The following is a 16,466-nucleotide window of genomic DNA, read 5'->3' on the forward strand; positions in this document are numbered from 1 at the left end:
CCCATGACGCCGCACCCCATGCGGCCCCGTCGCGCCGCCGTCATACCCGCCGGCATGGCGTTGGCCACGGCCCTCGCGTTCCTTCCCGGCACCGCGTCGGCGACCTCGGCCGACGCCACCGCGTCACCGGCGGCGGGCGCAGCGCGGACCAGCGGTACGCCGCTGAGCTATGTCGTCAACGTGCGCCCCGGCAACGGGCACGCGAAGGCGGTGAAGAAGGCCATCGGCAAGGCCGGCGGCAGCATCGTCCAGTCGTACGACCGGATCGGTGTGATCGTCGTCCACTCCTCGAACCCCGACTTCGCGAAGACGATTCGCACGGTCAGGGGTGTGGAGTCGGCCGGTTCCACCCGTACGGCACCGCTGCCGGCGCAGTCCACCACGGATGTCGGCGCACCGCAGGCCCTGACCGCCGAGCAGGTGGAGGCCGCGACGGAGGCTGTGCCCGCCGGTCAGGACCCGCTCCAGCCGCTGCAGTGGGACCTGCCCGCCATCAAGGCGGACCAGGCGCACGAGAAGTCGCTGGGCAGCAGCAAGGTCACCGTTGCGGTGATCGACACGGGTGTCGACGACACCCATCCCGACATCGCACCGAACTTCGACCGTGACGCGTCCGTCAACTGCGTGACGGGCAAGCCCGACACGGCGGACGGCGCCTGGCGCCCGTCGGCCGCGGAGAGCCCGCACGGCACGCATGTCGCGGGCGAGATCGCCGCCGCGAAGAACGGCGTCGGCGTTACGGGTGTCGCTCCGGGCGTCAAGGTGTCGGGCATCAAGGTGTCCACGCCGGCCGGCTTCTTCTACACCGAGGCCGTCGTCTGCGGCTTCATGTGGGCCGCCGACCACGGCGTCGACGTGACGAACAACAGCTATTACACGGACCCGTGGTACTTCAACTGCAAGGACGACCCGGACCAGAAGGCGCTCGTCGAGGCCATCACCCGGGCCTCGCGGTACGCGGAGTCCAAGGGCACGGTCAATGTCGCGGCCGCCGGCAACGAGAGTTACGACCTGGCCTCCGACGCGATCACCGACCCGTCGAGCCCGAACGACACCACACCGGTGCCGCGGACCGTCGACCCGAGCGAGTGTCTGGACATCCCGACCCAGCTGCCGGGTGTCGTCACCGTCGCCGCGACCGGTGCGAAGGGCCTGAAGTCCTCGTTCTCCAACTATGGCCTCGGTGTCATCGACATCGCGGCCCCGGGCGGCGACTCCACGCGTTACCAGACGCCGGCGCCGCCGGCCGTCAGCGGCCTGATCCTCGGCCCGCTGCCCGGTGGCAAGTGGGGCTACATGGCCGGTACGTCGATGGCTTCCCCGCATGTCGCGGGCGTCGCCGCGCTGATCAGGTCGACGCACCCGCACGCCCCGGCGTGGAAGGTCAAGGCGCTTCTCAAGGCGCAGGCGGACGACGCCGCCTGCCCGGTGCCGTACGACATCGACGGCGACGGCACGGCCGACGCCGTCTGTGAGGGCGGCACGGGCTACAACGGCTTCTACGGGGCGGGCATTACCGACGCCCTGGACGCGGTCACCAAGAAGTAGCGTGCGCGAGGGGGCCGGGCGGGGTTCTCCCCCGGCCGGCCCCTCTTCCCTTGCTTACGGCTGGACCAGGACCTTGAGGGCGGTGCGCTCGTCCATGGCCTTGTAGCCGTCCGGCACGCCTTCGAGGCCGACCGTGAGGTCGAACACGGGCGAGGGGTCGATGGTGCCGTCCAGTACGTCGGGCAGCAGCTGCGGGATGTACGTACGGACCGGTGCCACACCGCCGCGCAGAGCGATGTTCCGGTCGAACATCACGCCGAGGTCGAGGCCCGTTCCGCTGCCGTGCGGCACACCGACGAAGCCGATCGCTCCGCCGTCGCGGGTGATCTCGACGGCCGTACGCATCGACTGCTCGGTGCCTACCGCCTCGATCACCGCGTGCGCGCCCTGACCGCCGGTCAGCTCGCGGACAGCCGCCACCGCGGCCTCGCCGCGGTCCGCGACGACGTCCGTGGCGCCGAATCGCCGGGCGATGTCGGTACGCACCTGGTGGCGGCCCAGCGCGATGATCCGCTCGGCTCCGAGCCGCTTGGCGGCCAGTACGCCGCACAGTCCGACCGCGCCGTCGCCGACGACGGCGACGGTCGCGCCGGGGCGGACGCCCGCGCCGAGCGCCGCGTGATGCCCCGTGCCGAGCACATCGGAAAGTGTGAGCAGGGCCGTCAGCAGGTGGTCGTCGGAGGCCGCCTCGGCCGGGAGCTTGACCAGGGTGCCGTCGGCGTACGGAACACGCACGGCTTCGCCCTGGCCGCCGTCGTGGCCGACCGCGCCCCAGAAGCCGCCGTGCTCGCAGGAGGTGGTGAGTCCCTCGGCGCAGAAGTCGCAGACGCCGTCGGACCACATGAAGGGCGCGACGACCAGGTCACCGGCGGCGAACCCGGACACCGCGGATCCGGTTTCCTCGATCACGCCGAGGAACTCGTGCCCGATGCGCTGCCCCGGCTGCCGGGCGGCCTCTCCGCGGTACGCCCACAGGTCGCTGCCGCAGATACAGGCACGCAGGACCCGGAGGATCGCATCGGTCGGCTGCTGGATCTCCGGGTCCGGCACCTCCTCCACACGGATGTCGTGCGGGGCGTGAATGACGGTGGCGCGCATGGTGCGGTCCTCGGAAGCCGACGGTATGTGACCTGCATACGGTACGCCCGGCCGACGGCGGGCATCCAAACGTCACCGCCACGCGCCCGCTCGCAGCGGCCGGTCACCGCGGTGGGTACGCCGTCATGCCGCGCTCTCCGGAACCGGGGCCGGCGCGGGGGCGGGCTGTGGCGGGGCCGCGGGCGCCGGCTGCCAGCCGGGGCCCGCGAGGACGCGGCCCGCGCGCTCGCGCCAGCTGCGGGCGGTGCGTACGTCCCGGGCGATCGTCGCGTACTCATGGGTGGCCACGCGCAACGGGTTGTACGTGCTGATGTTCTTCGTCAGGCCGAAGATTGGCCGCTCGGTCTCGGCGGCGAAGGACCGGAAGAGCCGGTCCCAGAGGATCAGGATTCCGCCGAAGTTCCGGTCCAGATATCCCCCTTGGGAGGCATGGTGGACGCGGTGGTGGGAGGGGGTGTTGAACACGTACTCGAAGGGGCGCGGCAGCTTGTCGATCCGCTCGGTGTGGATCCAGAACTGGTAGACGAGGCTCGTGGAGGAGCAGAACGCGAGCGCCACCGGGTGTACGCCCAGCGCGATCAGCGGGACGTAGAACGGCCAGGCGGTCAGGGACGTCCAGGGCTGGCGGAGCGCGGTGGTGAGGTTGAACTTGCGGCTCGAGTGGTGGACGACGTGGCAGGCCCACAGGATGCGGACGACGTGGTGGCCGCGGTGGGACCAGTAGTAGAAGAAGTCCTGCGCGAGCAGCATCAGCGGGATCGTCCACCACAGGACGGGCACACGCAGCGGGGTCAGCTCGTGGATCGCCGTGTAGATCGCGACGACCGGGATCTTCCACAGCAGATCGAAGCCGAGACTGCCGAGCCCCATGCCGACGCTGGTCGCGGCGTCCTTCGCCTCGTATCCGGCGGCGTCCTCGTCGGGATGCAGCCGGTAGCTCACCATCTCCACGACGGTGAGCACGACGAAGGCCGGTATCGACCACAGCACGACATCGGGCAGGTTCGGCATGCCCGCACCATAAAGGCGCGTTCGTGGTCTGCGCCAGAGGTTGTTACCGATCGGTATTGGGCAGGGTTACCCGGCGTTCTGCCTGCGGAGGCGGGTCGCGCCCGCCGATACTGGGCGGTCGGGTCCGGATGGGGGAGGTACACGGATGCAGGGGTTCGAGACAGTTCTGCTGCGGCTCGCGGGAACGGTCGTCGGCGCGCTGGTCAAGCCGATGCTGAGCCGGCAGCCGGGTGCGGGACTGGTCGCGGACCCGAAGCGGCCGGGACCGCGCTGGCGGCGCCCGGTGGAGCTGGGGGAAAGGGAGCTCGACAGCCTGGCGGAGGGCCTGGCCGCGCGGCTGGCGGTCGCGGCCGGCCGACTGCCGGAGCACGAGCGGCTCGCTGCGGTCGACGCGGTACGGGACGCGTTCACGGCGACCGGGGTGCTGGACCAGGACGTCCTGTTCGCCCAGGACCTCGACCCGGACCGGCTGACGTCGGCGGTTCTCGACCGGGCCCCCAGGGCGGCCGGTCTCGGCGACGCCGGGACGGCCCTCTTCGAGGAGCTGACCGGGCTGTGCTGCCGCCACATCGTCGAGTATGTGACGACGCTGCCCGGGTTCTCGGCGCGGGCGGATGTCGAAGTCGTACGCCGGACCGGCAAGTTGGAGAGGACGCTGGAGGACGTAAGGGACCGGCTGGGGCCACCGCCCGGCTCGCTGGCCGCTCGCTTCGAGCAGCGGTACGCGGACTTCGTGGCCGCGACGTACGGGCGGCTGGAGCTGTTCGGGCTGACGCTGAACCGGGAGCGCAACGAGTGGCCGCTCGACACGGCATACATCAGCCTGGGCGTCAGCAGCGACCGTGAGAACAGCGCGCACCAGGAGGGCATGGGTGTCCCCGCCACGGAAACGGTCGCGGTGAAGACCGAGCAGGCCATGTCGGGGGGCCGCCGACTGCTCCTGCGCGGTCCGGCAGGATCGGGCAAGAGCACTCTCGTCCAGTGGATCGCCCTCAATGCGTCCCGGCGCACCTTCGGCCAGGATCTCGACGCCTGGAATCTGTGCGTGCCCTTCGTCCTGCGCCTGCGCTCCTTCAATTCCCCGGACGCGCTGCCGATGCCGGAGGACTTCCTCCGGGCGGCCAGGGTCCCGCTCCACGGATCGGCGCCCGCGGGATGGGCCGAGGACCTGCTGAGCAGCGGCAGGGCACTGGTTCTCGTCGATGGGGTCGACGAAGTCCCGCAGCGGCTGCGCAACCGGACCGAGGCATGGCTGCGGTCCCTGATCACAGCCTTCCCGAAGGCACGATACGTGGTCACCACCCGGCCGTCGGCGGTCCCGGAGGAGTGGCTGGCGGGCCTGGGCTTCGGCGCGCACTCGCTGCTGCCGATGGAACGGGACGACATCCGCGCGTTCATCGCGCACTGGCACGACACGGCACGCAGGGAGAGCCTCTCCACCACCGAGCGGGAACGTCTCGACACCTACGAAAAAGCCCTCACACACGCGGTCACGACCCGGCGGGACCTGGGCCGGATCGCCACCAACCCGCTGATGTGCGCGCTGCTGTGCGCCCTGAACCGCGACCGGCGGATGCAGCTTCCGCGAGCGCGGAAGGAGCTGTTCGACGCCGCGCTGGATCTGCTGCTGGTTCGACGCGACACGGAACGGGAGATCAGGGGCGCCGAGGGGGTCTACCTCACACGCGACGAGCAGATGCTGCTGTTGCAGCGGCTGGCGTATTGGCTGATCCGCAACGGCCAGACGGAGGCGGCCCGGGAAGATGTCGTCGAAATGGTCGACGAATGGCTGGACGCCATGCCGCAGGTGCGCGCGCAGGGCAGTACACAGCAGGTGTTCTCGCACCTGTTGATCCGCAGCGGTCTGTTGCGGGAGCCGGTGCGTGGCGCGGTGAACTTCGTACACCGCACGTTCCAGGACTACCTGGGAGCAAAGGCGGCCGTCGAGGCAAGGGATTTCGGCGTGCTGGTCCGCAACGCTCACGACGACCAGTGGGACGACGTGGTCCGCATGGCGGTCGGCCATGCGCGACCCGATGAACGATCCCGGCTGTTGAGGCAGTTGCTGCGCAGGGCGGACCGGGTCAAGAGCCACCGCCACCGCCTGGTGCTGCTGGCCGCGGCCTGCTTGGAGCACGCGCCGGAGCTCGATCCCGGAATCCGGACGGAAGTGGAGACACGGACGGCAGAACTGCTGCCGCCCCACAGTGTCGCGGAGGCCGAGGAACTGGCGAGGGTGGGCACGCTGGTTCTCGAACTCCTGCCCGGCCCGGAGGGGCTGGATGATCAAACAGCTGCGGCCGTCGTGCGCACCGCCGCCCTGATCGGCGGTGACGCGGCGCTGCGGGTCATCGCGCAGTTCCGCGAGAGCACCACTCTCCAGGTCGCCCACCAGCTGGCCCAGGGCTGGGCCGGTTTCGCCGCGCAGGAGTACGCGGACGCGGTGCTCTCGGGCGCGTCGCTGCCCGACACGTTCGTTCAGGTCAGCACCCGGGAACAGATCGCCGCGCTGCCCGGCCTGCGTCATCTCAGGAAGATCCGTCTGGAGGGCGACCACGCCATTCCACGGGAGATATCCGCGCGCGCAGACATGGAGCGGCTGTTCATCGCGAAGAACAGCGAACTGCGGGACCTGTCACCTCTGGCGGGCTGCCACCAATTGGCCGGGCTCGGCATCGACGAGTGCCCACTGGTGACCGATCTCGGTCCGCTCGGCGGACTGCCCATCCGAGATCTCTACCTCTACCGGCTCACCGAAGGTCTACAGCTGACGCCACTGGCCGATTTGGCCGTCCTGGAGACACTCATTCTCGACGTCGCGGCGGGAGTGGCATCTGTGGGCGACATCCCCATCCGGTCCGAACTCACTTCCTTCGGACTCCATCGCCTCGCCCGGAACATCGATCTGGCGGGGCTGGAACGCTGGCCCGAGCTGGCGTACTTGACGGTGTCCGGGGAGTGGCAGGCACAGCAGCTGGCGCGCCACGAGCACGTGTTTCCACTGGTAATCCTGCAGATACTCGATCACCCCGCCGTCGATCTGCAGACGGTGGTGCGACACCAAGGTCTGCAGAGGCTGTTCCTGCGGTGGTGCGCGCTGTCCTCGGGACTCGAACCGCTGCGCGCTCTGCCCAACCTCACGTTGCTGTCAATCGTCCAGTGCGACGGACCGATCGATCTCAGCCCCCTCGCCGAGCTGGAACGCCTCGCCATCAACGTCGGCGTCTCGACCAACGTGACCGGTGCAGAGCTTTTCCCGCCGGAGCGGCTCACGTTCACCAACACTTGAGCCCGGAGAAGCTGTTCGCCACGTCCGTACGGGCGCCGGCGGCTGCGCACGCCTGACGCCCCGACATTTCCGGCCTCCCCGGCGTGGCGGAACGGTGAGCCGAACCGGGCCCGGCCGGGGCTGTCAGTCGCAGCCCGTATTCTCTGTGACCATGCTCGACGACCGTACGATTGCAGCAGCGTGGCCGGCCGCGTACCCCCAGGGGTACGCGGTCGTTGACGTGGAGACCACCGGACTCGCCCGCGACGACCGTATAGTGTCGGCTGCCGTCTACCGGCTGGACGCGCAGGGCAATGTCGAGGACCACTGGTACACCCTCGTCAACCCCGAGCGGGACCCGGGCCCCGTATGGATTCACGGTCTCACCAGCGACGTGCTCGAAGGCGCCCCGCTCTTCCAGGACATCGCGTACGAGTTCTCGATGCGGCTCGCGGAGCGCGTACTCGTCGCGCACAACGCCATGTTCGACTGGTCGATGATCGCCCGGGAGTACGCGCGCGCCGAGCGCACCGCCCCCGTCCGGCAGCGGCTGTGCACGATCGCGCTCTCCAAGGAGCTCCGGCTGCCGCTGCCCAACCACAAGCTGGAGTCGCTCGCCGCGCACTTCGGTGTGGTGCAGCAGCGCGCGCACCACGCCCTCGACGACGCGCGCGTGCTCGCGGAGGCCTTCCGGCCGAGCCTGCACGCGGCGGTCCGGGACGGAGTGCGGCTGCCGCTGCTCGAGTGCCGGCCCCTGACCGAGTGGTCGGACGCGCCCGCCACACCGCGGGTGGGACACCAGGCCTCGTACCGGCCGATGAGCTGGCGGCCCTCCCGCAGGCGGCCGGCGTGCCCCTACCCGAACCCGGGTCGGTACGAGGTGGGCAAGCCGCTGAAGCAGGGAATGCGGGTGGCGTTCTCCGGCGACACCTCCGTCGACCGCGAGCTGCTGGAGGACCGGGCCTTCGAGGCGGGGCTGCACATCGCCACGAGTGTGTCCCGGCTCACCAGTCTGCTGGTCACGAACGACCCGGACTCCTCGACGTCCAAGACGCTCAAGGCACGGTCCTTCGCCACCCCGGTGGTCGACGAGGCGGCCTTCACACAGCTGCTGCGGGACGTGGCCCCGGCAGACGGGTGATTGGCGGACGACTCGCCAGCCGCCCGCTCGCCCAGCCGCCGCCGTGCGCCGCACCCTGTGGCGCATGGCACGTTGCGAGGTATGCGGAAACGACTACGGCATGTCCTTCGAGGTGCACGCGCAGGGCGCGGTGCACGTCTTCGACTGCTTCTCCTGCGCCATTCACCGCATGGCGCCCCTGTGCGAGCACTGCAAGGTCCAGATCATCGGCCAGGGCGTCGAGGCCGACGGCCGGTGGTACTGCGGGGCCCACTGCGCCCGCGCCGAGGGGAAGGTGGGCATCGTCGACAAAGTCTGAGACCCCGGACGCCCAGCCCCTGCGGGCCCCGCTCTCACGCTCGTCTCCGTCCGGGTCCGCTCCCTTCAGCCCCCCCTCCCTTCGGGCACCCCATGACCGAGTTGTACGGTCGTGGGGTGTACCGCTTCCTGTTGACCCGGCAGTGGGTGATCCTCACCCTCCTGGCACTCGTTCTCATCCCCGTGATGGTCGAGCTGGGCTTCTGGCAGTTCCACCGCCACGAGCACCGGGTCGCACAGAACCAGCTGATCGCCGCCAATCTGGCCGCGCGGCCGGTCCCGGCCGGCGAGCTGACCTCCCCCGGTCACACCGTTCCGCGGGACGACTACTGGCGCCGGGTGACGGTCACCGGTACGTACGACACCGCGCACGAGGTCGTCGTCCGCCGCCGGACCTCATCCGGCGACCAGGTCGGATTCCATGTCCTGACCCCCCTGGTGATGAAGGACGGCCGCGCGGTCCTCGTCAACCGCGGCTGGGTGCCGTTCGCCTCCGACCAGCAGGCGTTCCCCGAGGTGCCACCCGCCCCCAGGGGTGAGTTGACCGTCACCGGCCGGCTGAAGGCCGACGAGACGACGAGCGCCAGCGGAATCAAGGACCTCGAGGGCCTGCCGGACCGCCAGATCATGCTGATCAACAGCGAGCAGCAGTCGAAGGCCCTGACCCGGCCGGTGCTCGGCGGCTATCTCGAGCAGACCGCTCCCGAGCCCGCCGGTGACTCCCCCGAACCGATCCCGGCCCCCGACCACGACTCCATCGGGGCCCACATGGCATACGCGGTCCAGTGGTGGCTCTTCGCCGCCGGAGTGCCCGTCGGCTGGCTGGTCCTGGTCCGCCGCGAGAAGCAGGACAGGGCCGCGGCCGCCGCCCGGACCGCGGACGACCCGGCCGAAGCCGCTGCCGTCACCGCCTGACCTGCCTGACTGATTGGCCCCTCGGCCTTGCGGGAACACGGATCGGGTGACCCAACGCATCGAGGACTACGCCTTGATCGGCGATCTCCAGACCGCCGCTCTGGTCGGCCGGGACGGTTCCGTCGACTGGCTCTGCCTGCCCCGGTTCGACTCGGCCGCCTGCTTCGCCGCGCTGCTCGGCGACCAGCAAAACGGCCACTGGCGGATCGCCCCGGAGGGCGCGGGCAACTGCACCTACCGCCGGTACGCGGACGAATCACTCATCCTGGAGTCCGTCTGGGAGACCGAGGCGGGCACCGTCAAGGTCACCGACTTCATGCCCCAGCGCGACCGCGCACCCGACGTCGTACGGATCATCGAGGGCCTCTCCGGAGAGGTGGCCATGGGCAGCACACTCCGGCTGCGCTTCGACTACGGCAACATCGTGCCGTGGATGCGCCGCTCCGACGGGCACCGGGTGGCGATCGCCGGCCCCGACTCCGTCTGGCTCCGCAGCGAACCGGCGGTGAAGACCTGGGGCAAGCGGAACGCCACCTATTCGACCTTCACCGTCGCGGCGGGCGAACGGGTCGCCTTCGTGCTCACCTGGCATCCCTCGCACGAGCCGCGCCCCGAACTGGTCGACCCGTTCGAGGCGCTGCAGCACAGCCTGGAGGACTGGCAGGAGTGGTCCGGGCGGTGCCGCTACCGGGGTCCCTACCGCGAAGCGGTCCTGCGCTCACTGATCACCCTCAAGGCCCTGACGTACGCCCCGACCGGCGGCATCGTCGCCGCCCCCACCACCTCGCTGCCCGAGGAGATCGGCGGCGTACGCAACTGGGACTACCGGTACTGCTGGCTGCGCGACTCCACCCTGACCCTCGGTTCCCTGATCTCCGCCGGCTATCTCGACGAAGCCGCGGCCTGGCGGGACTGGCTGCTGCGCGCGGTCGCCGGCGACCCGGCCGACCTGCAGATCATGTACGGGCTCGCGGGCGAACGGCGGCTGCCGGAGACGGAGCTGCCCTGGCTGCGGGGTTACGAGTCGTCCGCACCCGTGCGGATCGGCAACGCCGCCGTCACCCAGCTCCAGCTCGACGTGTACGGGGAGGTCATCGACTCCCTCCATCTGGCGCGCATCGCGGGCCTGGTGGCGGAGAAGAACGCCTGGCATCTGCAGCTCAGCCTGCTCGGCTTCCTTGAGGACAGCTGGCGCAAGCCCGACGAGGGTCTGTGGGAAGTACGGGGCCCACGCCGCCACTTCGTGCACTCCAAGGTGATGGCCTGGGTCGCCGCCGACCGTGCCGTACGCGCCCTGGAAGCCGAGCCGACACTCAGCGGCAGCGTCGGACGGTGGCGCGTGATGCGGGAGGAGGTGCACCGGGAGGTGTGCGAGAAGGGCTACGACCCGGTCCGCAACACCTTCACGCAGTTCTACGGCTCCGAGGAGCTGGACGCGGCGACCCTGCTCATCCCCCGGGTCGGCTTCCTGCCACCCGACGACCCGCGGGTCGTCGGGACCATCGACGCGGTGCGTGACGAACTCGGCCACGGCGGTTTCGTCCGCCGATACAGCACGCAGGGCAGTAGGCCCGGCGCGCCGGTCGACGGAGTGCCGGGCGACGAAGGGACATTCCTGGCCTGCTCGTTCTGGCTGGCCGACGCGCTGCGCATGACGGGCCGGGTGAAGGAGGCCCGCGAGGTGTTCGAGCGGCTGCTGTCGCTGCGCAATGATGTCGGGCTCCTGGCCGAAGAGTACGACCCGCTGTCGGGACGCCAGCTCGGAAACTTCCCGCAAGCCTTCAGCCACATCGGTCTGGTGGGGACCGCCCTCGCTCTGGACTGGGAGGAGACGGCAGGATAGGGCCATGGATCTTGGACTGAAGGACCGCGTCTACGTCGTCACCGGAGCCACCCGTGGCCTCGGCCACGCCTCGGCGGCCGCGCTCGCCGCCGACGGCGCAAAGGTGATCGTCACCGGCAGGGACGAGAAGGGCGCCGCGGAGGCGGCCGCCGCGCTCGGCCCCCGTGCGCTGGGCGTCGCCGCCGACAACGCCGACCCCTCCACCGCCCAGCGTCTGATCAGCACCGCGCGCGAGCGGTTGGGACGCTTCGACGGCATCCTCATCAGCGTCGGCGGACCGGCGCCGGGCTTCGCCGCCGACAACACGGACGAGCAGTGGCAGTCGGCGTTCGAGTCGGTGTTCCTGGGCGCGGTACGGCTGGCCCGCGCCGCCGCGGCGGAACTCGGTGAGGGCGGGGTCATCGGCTTCGTGCTCTCCGGCTCCGTCCACGAGCCCATCCCGGGCCTTACCATCTCCAACGGCCTGCGCCCGGGCCTGGCCGGCTTCGCGAAGTCCCTCGCGGACGAACTCGGCCCGCGCGGGATCCGGGTGGTCGGTCTGCTGCCGGCCCGGATCGACACGGACCGGGTCCGGGAACTCGACGCGCTGTCGGGCGACGCGGAGTCGGCGCGGGCGGCGAACGAGTCCCGTATCCCGCTGCGCCGGTACGGCACTCCGGAGGAGTTCGGCAAAACGGCGGCGTTCCTGCTGTCGCCCGCGGCGTCGTATCTGACGGGGATCATGCTCCCGGTGGACGGCGGCGCGCGCCGCGGCTTCTGAGGCCTGCCGGTCCGCCATTCCCGTCGGTCCATCGGCCCCGGCCGTCCCCACCCGTCCCCTCGTCCCGCGCTCGCCCCGTCGGCCCGCGGTCCGGGTCCGGATCCGGGACGGGGGGGACGGCCGGTCGGGCCCGCAGGGGCCCGGCCCGGCCCGTCAGGACACGCGTTCCGCCCGGTGTTTGGCCGCTCTCATACGGACCTCCGACGGCAGGGCCGCCAGGCCTGCCGAGTCCCGGGCGTGGGCAAGTGCTTCGTCCGTGAGACCCGAGAGGGTCTCCGCCGGTGCCGCGTGTGGCTCCAGCAGGAGGTTCACCCGGGTCGCCGGGGCGCTACGGCGGCCCTGCAGATGTACGTGGGCCCGCGCCACGCCGTCCATCGCCTCGGCCTCGCCGGCCACCACACCTTCCAGTGCCCGCCCCCGCAGCAGCGCCCCCGCCCCGTCGCCGCTGTCCACCAGCACCTCCGCCAGCCGCTGCCGCCGCAGCTGGGCCAGCAGCCACCACAGGGCCAGGATGACGCAGACGGCCAGGGTCGCCAGGACGACAGGCCACCACCAGCCCTCGTCACGCCACCGGCCCCGGTCCGCCCGGCTCAGCAGTACGTCGTCCCGCCCGTCGAAAGGCCACCAGGGCGGTACGCCGAGGCCGAGGCCCGCGGCCAGCACCCCGCCACCGACCGCGATGAGCACCAGTCCCACCAGTCCGAGCAGCACCCGGTTGACCGTACGCAGCACCGCCGCCTCACCCCTTCTTCGCCGGCCGGCCGACATGGACCGACAACCTCGGGGCGCGGGCGAGCCCGAGTTCCCTGAGGCCGGCGCCCAGCGCCGCGTCCAGATCGGCACGTACCTCGTCGAGTTCACGGAAGTGCGAAACAGCGCGGACAGCGGCCTTCGAACGGCCCACCTTCACCCGGGCCGACTGGACGCCGGCCACCTCCATCGCCCGGTCGCGCAGCACGAGCGCGGCCGCGCGCCGGTCCAGCCCCGCCCGTACGTCGGCGGTCCGGCGGCGCATCGGGAGGATGCGGCGCAGCCCCGGAGTGACCGCGAGCACCAGCAGCCACAATCCGAGCGCGATGGCCGCCGCCGCGCCAGCCAGTACCCATGTGTCGTCCAACGGGCGTTCCGCGAGCTCCCGGGCGAGGCTACGGCGCCACTGCATCGCGGGGCGGTCGGCGCGTACCGCCGCGAGGTCGTAGAGCAGCAGGCCTGCGGCCCCCAGCACTGCCAGAGCGGTCAGCGCGGCCGGCACTCTGCGTGCCGACCAGAACCGGCCGGCCTTGCCGTCCTTGCCGTCCCCGGCCCCGTCCGAGGGCGGGACCGGTTCGTACGCCGCGGCGGAGGCCGACTGATCCAGTTCCGGCGACCGAGCACTCATCGGATCCTCCCCTGGGCAACGCCGCGCGAGTGCACCGAGTGCAGCCGTTCCACGTGGACGGCCACTTCGGGCACTTCCATTCCCGCCAACGCGTGTACCCGCTCGGCGACTTGGCGACGCACCGAAGCGCACTGGCCGCCGATGTCGGACGGGTAGTCGAGATCGAGACTGATCCGCACCCGGGCGCTTTCGTGATGAACGGTGACGGACGCGTGCGGCCTGTCGCCCCCCTTCGGGACGGCCGCCAGCGCCTCCTGGGCCGCATGCGCGGCGATCTTGGCGACGACCCGGTCGGCGATGCGGGTGGCCCCCCGTTCAGCCGCCTCGACCGGCTCCGAGAGTGTCACGGGGGTCACCGCCGCCGGTCGTCACGCTCGCGGGGCCGGAAAAAGTCTCCGAGCTCCAGATCGCCGTCGAGGAACCTGCCCCCGACGAAGCCGACGGCCCCGAGCGCCGCCACCAGCAGAAAGGCACCGAAGCCGCCGAAGTATCCGGCGAATCCCAGCGCCATGCCGGCCACCAGGCCGACCACGGCCATGCTCATGTTGAGCTCCTCTGTGGATCTACCGTGCTAGTGCAGCCGTGATTCCGGCTCTTCTTCTTCCTCGTCCGGCAACTTCACGTCGCTGACCGCGATGTTGACCTCGACGACTTCCAGTTCGGTCATGCGCTCCACGGCCGAGATGACGTTTTCGCGCACCGCGCGGGCGACATCCGCGATCGCCACGCCGTAGTCGACGACGATTTCGAGGTCGAGGGCCGTCTGAACCTCCCCCACCTCGGCCTTCACCCCGCGGCTGACCGACTTGGTCCCACCGCCGGGCACCCGGTCCCGTACCGCCCCGAAGGTGCGTGACATGCCGCTGCCCATCGCATGGACACCGGGGACCTCCCGTGCGGCGAGTCCGGCGATCTTCTCCACGACGCCGTCGGCAATGGTGGTCCGGCCCCGGCTCGCGGGATCGCCGCCACCCCTTCTGGTGGCTCCAGTGCCGGTCTTCCTGATCTCCCCGCCCGGCTGTCCGCTTTCAGTCATGACTAAAAGTCCCTTCAAGCGCGATTGGGCTCTATTGCCTACATTAGGTGCGCTTTCCGCTCAGCGCGCCGGAAATACGGCAGTCTGGAGGAATGACGGCTGACAGATGGGTGGCGCGGACGGTGCGGGAGCGCCTCGGGCTGGGCAGGCTGGTGCCCCTGGGCGAGGCCGCGGACGGAGCCTGGCTCGCGGAACGGGCGGCGGACCCCGTACTGCGGCGGGCCGCGGCCGCGGTACCGGCGGTCGTACCGGTGAGTCTGCGCGTGGGCCTGGCCGATCCGGCCGAGACGGCCGAGCCCGCGGTGCCGCCCCCGCCGGGCGCGCTGCCACCGGGGCCGCTGCGTATCGAGGCGGATTTCGCGGCAACCGCGGACGCGCCGCTGCCGGTTACGGCAGCGGCTCTGCGCGCGGCGCTGTTCACGGCGGCGCGGGAGTCCCTGGGGCTGCTGGTGACAGAGGTGGACCTGCGGGTGACGGATCTGCTCGATCAGGCACCGGCGGCCGCGGCCCCGCCAGAGGAACCGGCGGCCGTTCCTCCACCGGTGGAACCGGCGGCCGGTGCTGCGCCCACGGGAGCCGTCGCGGCCGTGGCGGCACGGGTCCCTGGAGTGGCGGTGCTGACCGGAGCGTTGGGCGCTCCTGTGCGCGAGGAGGACGGGCACATCCGTATCGAGCTGGCGACGACCCGGGAGCACCGCGCGCTGGACGTGGCGAAGGCGGTCCGGAGCGCGGTGACGGCCGGCCGGACGGACCGGCCGACCGTCACGGTCGTCATCACAGCTGTGGTGTGAGCGGAGTCCGGCAGGTCAGTCCGCGATACCTGCGAGATCGCGCAGCCGGCGGGCCTGGGCGGCACGCTCCGCGGTGCGCTGGTCCTCGTACGTACGGCCGGACGCTCCGCGCAGCAGCGCCTTCGTCTCGACGACCGCGTCACGCGGCGCGGCCAGCAGCGCCGAGGTCAGATCCTGGACCGCGCCACCGAGTTCCGCGACGGGGACGACCAGGTTGGCGAGTCCGGTCCGCTCGGCCTCCGCGGCGTGAACGAAGCGGCCGGTGGCGCAGATCTCCAGGGCGCGGGCATACCCCACCAGCGACACCAGGGGGTGCGTGCCGGTGAGATCGGGAACCAGGCCGAGGCTGGTCTCCCGCATGGCGAACTGCACGTCCTCGGCCACGACCCGCAGGTCGCAGGCGAGGGCGAGCTGGAAGCCCGCGCCGATGGCGTGCCCCTGTACCGCGGCGATGCTGATGATGTCGTTGCGCCGCCACCAGGTGAACGCCTCCTGGTATTCGGCGATGACCGCGTCGAGCTCCGCGTCGGAGCCGCGTGCGAGATCGATGAACGACGGCTCACCGTCGAAGCCCTCGGGGGTGAACGCCTGCCGGTCGAGTCCGGCGGAGAAGGATTGGCCTTCGCCGCGCAGCACGACCACCCGGACGCTGCCCGGCAACGCCCGCCCGGCTTCCGCCAACGCCCGCCAGAGAGCGGGGGACTGGGCGTTGCGCTTGGCCGGGTTGGTCAGGGTCACCGTGGCGACGGAGTCCTCGACGGTGAGCTGTACGCCGTCCTTGTCGAGGACGAGGACGTGGTCGGGCGAAGCCATGTGCGCCTCCGGTTCAGAGCAGTCAGCTACTCAAGCTACTCAACAGTAACCACCCGGTCGACCTCACGACCGACCGGGGGCCACCGAACCGGTGGAACGGCGGAAGACAGCCGTCAGGCCGTGACTGTCTTCTTGCCGCGTGTCGCACCGCCGCGTCCCCGCAGCGTGACTCCGGACTCACTGAGCATCCGGTGGACAAAGCCATACGAGCGGCCGGTCTCTTCGGCCAACGCTCGGATGCTTGCCCCGGAGTCGTACTTCTTCTTCAGGTCTGCCGCGAGCTTGTCGCGCGCGGCGCCGGTCACCCGGCTGCCCTTCTTCAGAGTCTCGGCCACCCGTGCCTCCTCATGGGAAGTGCGCTCTGGACTTCTCATGATCACCCCTCCCGGGCTTCCTGGCCACCCATTCGGCAAGGTCCGTCGCACAAGGTTTGCCCGGGCACGACGGGCCGCCATAAGCGGAGGAAGCCATTCCGCCCAGGCCTGACGTCCGGGCCGGCCCGGTTCACAAACGTATCGGCTGGTCAGCACGGCAAAACGATCAGCCGGGCGGCCTGGACCGCCCGGC

The 16,466-nt window shown here is 71.0% G+C and carries 17 protein-coding genes; 8 read left to right on the forward strand and 9 right to left on the reverse strand.

From position 1 onward, the window contains the following. Positions 1 to 3 precede the first annotated feature (3 nt). The gene (locus AB0M62_RS02910; protein ID WP_366072308.1) at positions 4 to 1,548 is read left to right on the forward strand and encodes a S8 family serine peptidase; all 1,545 of its coding nucleotides are present in this window, start codon (positions 4 to 6) and stop codon (positions 1,546 to 1,548) included. A gap of 54 nt (positions 1,549 to 1,602) precedes the next feature. Here the strand turns inward: AB0M62_RS02910 and AB0M62_RS02915 are convergent, their stop codons facing one another. Next, positions 1,603 to 2,646: a zinc-dependent alcohol dehydrogenase family protein gene (locus AB0M62_RS02915; RefSeq protein ID WP_366072309.1), complete on the reverse strand. Its 1,044-nt coding sequence runs from the start codon at positions 2,644 to 2,646 to the stop codon at positions 1,603 to 1,605. A gap of 123 nt (positions 2,647 to 2,769) precedes the next feature. Further along, positions 2,770 to 3,657, reverse strand: a complete 888-nt coding sequence (locus tag AB0M62_RS02920) for a sterol desaturase family protein (protein ID WP_366072310.1) — start codon at positions 3,655 to 3,657, stop codon at positions 2,770 to 2,772. A gap of 145 nt (positions 3,658 to 3,802) precedes the next feature. Between AB0M62_RS02920 and AB0M62_RS02925 the strand changes: the two genes are divergently transcribed. From AB0M62_RS02925 to AB0M62_RS02950, 6 genes are all read left to right on the forward strand, one after another. Then, a complete protein-coding gene (locus AB0M62_RS02925) occupies positions 3,803 to 6,946 on the forward strand; it encodes an NACHT domain-containing protein (RefSeq protein ID WP_366072311.1) in 3,144 nt (1,047 codons plus the stop codon). Positions 6,947 to 7,091: 145 nt separating this feature from the next. Then, positions 7,092 to 8,066 (forward strand): DEDDh family exonuclease, encoded by a 975-nt coding sequence (locus AB0M62_RS02930; RefSeq protein ID WP_366072313.1) that lies wholly within the window; start codon positions 7,092 to 7,094, stop codon positions 8,064 to 8,066. Between the two features lie 64 nt (positions 8,067 to 8,130). Further along, positions 8,131 to 8,364 (forward strand): hypothetical protein, encoded by a 234-nt coding sequence (locus tag AB0M62_RS02935; RefSeq protein WP_366072314.1) that lies wholly within the window; start codon positions 8,131 to 8,133, stop codon positions 8,362 to 8,364. Between the two features lie 116 nt (positions 8,365 to 8,480). Next, a complete protein-coding gene (locus tag AB0M62_RS02940) occupies positions 8,481 to 9,278 on the forward strand; it encodes an SURF1 family protein (RefSeq protein WP_366072674.1) in 798 nt (265 codons plus the stop codon). Positions 9,279 to 9,324: 46 nt separating this feature from the next. Next, entirely contained in the window at positions 9,325 to 11,121 is a 1,797-nt protein-coding gene (locus AB0M62_RS02945) for a glycoside hydrolase family 15 protein (protein WP_366072315.1), read from the forward strand. Between the two features lie 4 nt (positions 11,122 to 11,125). Further along, positions 11,126 to 11,881: an SDR family oxidoreductase gene (locus AB0M62_RS02950; protein WP_366072316.1), complete on the forward strand. Its 756-nt coding sequence runs from the start codon at positions 11,126 to 11,128 to the stop codon at positions 11,879 to 11,881. 153 nt (positions 11,882 to 12,034) lie between these two features. On the opposite strand, the gene amaP is transcribed toward AB0M62_RS02950, so the two are convergent. Genes amaP through AB0M62_RS02975 form a run of 5 tightly spaced genes read right to left on the reverse strand, consistent with a single transcriptional unit; the run spans position 12,035 to position 14,295 of the window. Beyond that, entirely contained in the window at positions 12,035 to 12,649 is a 615-nt protein-coding gene (amaP, locus tag AB0M62_RS02955; RefSeq protein ID WP_366072317.1) for an alkaline shock response membrane anchor protein AmaP, read from the reverse strand. Continuing rightward, positions 12,621 to 13,259: a DUF6286 domain-containing protein gene (locus AB0M62_RS02960; RefSeq protein WP_366072318.1), complete on the reverse strand. Its 639-nt coding sequence runs from the start codon at positions 13,257 to 13,259 to the stop codon at positions 12,621 to 12,623. Before AB0M62_RS02960 ends, amaP begins: the two co-directional genes overlap by 29 nt. Continuing rightward, positions 13,256 to 13,615, reverse strand: a complete 360-nt coding sequence (locus AB0M62_RS02965) for a hypothetical protein (protein ID WP_366072319.1) — start codon at positions 13,613 to 13,615, stop codon at positions 13,256 to 13,258. The genes AB0M62_RS02960 and AB0M62_RS02965 overlap by 4 nt, the downstream gene beginning before the upstream one ends. Then, positions 13,612 to 13,803, reverse strand: coding sequence for a hypothetical protein (locus AB0M62_RS02970; RefSeq protein WP_366072320.1), 192 nt, complete (start codon positions 13,801 to 13,803; stop codon positions 13,612 to 13,614). The genes AB0M62_RS02965 and AB0M62_RS02970 overlap by 4 nt, the downstream gene beginning before the upstream one ends. Before the next feature lie 27 nt (positions 13,804 to 13,830). After that, positions 13,831 to 14,295: an Asp23/Gls24 family envelope stress response protein gene (locus AB0M62_RS02975; protein ID WP_366072321.1), complete on the reverse strand. Its 465-nt coding sequence runs from the start codon at positions 14,293 to 14,295 to the stop codon at positions 13,831 to 13,833. Between the two features lie 92 nt (positions 14,296 to 14,387). On the opposite strand from AB0M62_RS02975, the gene AB0M62_RS02980 reads away from it, so the two are divergent. Next, on the forward strand, positions 14,388 to 15,086 hold the full coding sequence (locus AB0M62_RS02980) for a hypothetical protein (protein ID WP_366072322.1): 699 nt from the start codon (positions 14,388 to 14,390) through the stop codon (positions 15,084 to 15,086). A 15-nt stretch (positions 15,087 to 15,101) separates the two neighbouring features. Here the strand turns inward: AB0M62_RS02980 and AB0M62_RS02985 are convergent, their stop codons facing one another. Both AB0M62_RS02985 and AB0M62_RS02990 read right to left on the reverse strand, forming a co-directional pair. After that, positions 15,102 to 15,899, reverse strand: a complete 798-nt coding sequence (locus AB0M62_RS02985) for an enoyl-CoA hydratase/isomerase family protein (RefSeq protein ID WP_366072323.1) — start codon at positions 15,897 to 15,899, stop codon at positions 15,102 to 15,104. Positions 15,900 to 16,012: 113 nt separating this feature from the next. Beyond that, on the reverse strand, positions 16,013 to 16,234 hold the full coding sequence (locus tag AB0M62_RS02990; protein ID WP_366072324.1) for a helix-turn-helix domain-containing protein: 222 nt from the start codon (positions 16,232 to 16,234) through the stop codon (positions 16,013 to 16,015). Between the last annotated feature and the right edge of the window lie 232 nt (positions 16,235 to 16,466).

The sequence above is a fragment of the Streptomyces sp. NPDC051219 genome (genome assembly GCF_040682335.1).
Taxonomy (GTDB): Bacteria; Actinomycetota; Actinomycetes; order Streptomycetales; family Streptomycetaceae; genus Streptomyces.

Coding starts and splice junctions, on each gene's coding strand:
- AB0M62_RS02970 (WP_366072320.1), bottom strand. CDS start 13,803: ATGAGCATGGCCGTGGTCGGCCTGGTGGCCGGCATGGCGCTGGGATTC.
- AB0M62_RS02950 (WP_366072316.1), top strand. CDS start 11,126: ATGGATCTTGGACTGAAGGACCGCGTCTACGTCGTCACCGGAGCCACC.
- AB0M62_RS02985 (WP_366072323.1), bottom strand. CDS start 15,899: ATGGCTTCGCCCGACCACGTCCTCGTCCTCGACAAGGACGGCGTACAG.
- AB0M62_RS02980 (WP_366072322.1), top strand. CDS start 14,388: ATGACGGCTGACAGATGGGTGGCGCGGACGGTGCGGGAGCGCCTCGGG.
- amaP (WP_366072317.1), bottom strand. CDS start 12,649: ATGTCGGCCGGCCGGCGAAGAAGGGGTGAGGCGGCGGTGCTGCGTACG.
- AB0M62_RS02915 (WP_366072309.1), bottom strand. CDS start 2,646: ATGCGCGCCACCGTCATTCACGCCCCGCACGACATCCGTGTGGAGGAG.
- AB0M62_RS02925 (WP_366072311.1), top strand. CDS start 3,803: ATGCAGGGGTTCGAGACAGTTCTGCTGCGGCTCGCGGGAACGGTCGTC.
- AB0M62_RS02920 (WP_366072310.1), bottom strand. CDS start 3,657: ATGCCGAACCTGCCCGATGTCGTGCTGTGGTCGATACCGGCCTTCGTC.
- AB0M62_RS02975 (WP_366072321.1), bottom strand. CDS start 14,295: ATGACTGAAAGCGGACAGCCGGGCGGGGAGATCAGGAAGACCGGCACT.
- AB0M62_RS02935 (WP_366072314.1), top strand. CDS start 8,131: ATGGCACGTTGCGAGGTATGCGGAAACGACTACGGCATGTCCTTCGAG.
- AB0M62_RS02960 (WP_366072318.1), bottom strand. CDS start 13,259: ATGAGTGCTCGGTCGCCGGAACTGGATCAGTCGGCCTCCGCCGCGGCG.
- AB0M62_RS02910 (WP_366072308.1), top strand. CDS start 4: ATGACGCCGCACCCCATGCGGCCCCGTCGCGCCGCCGTCATACCCGCC.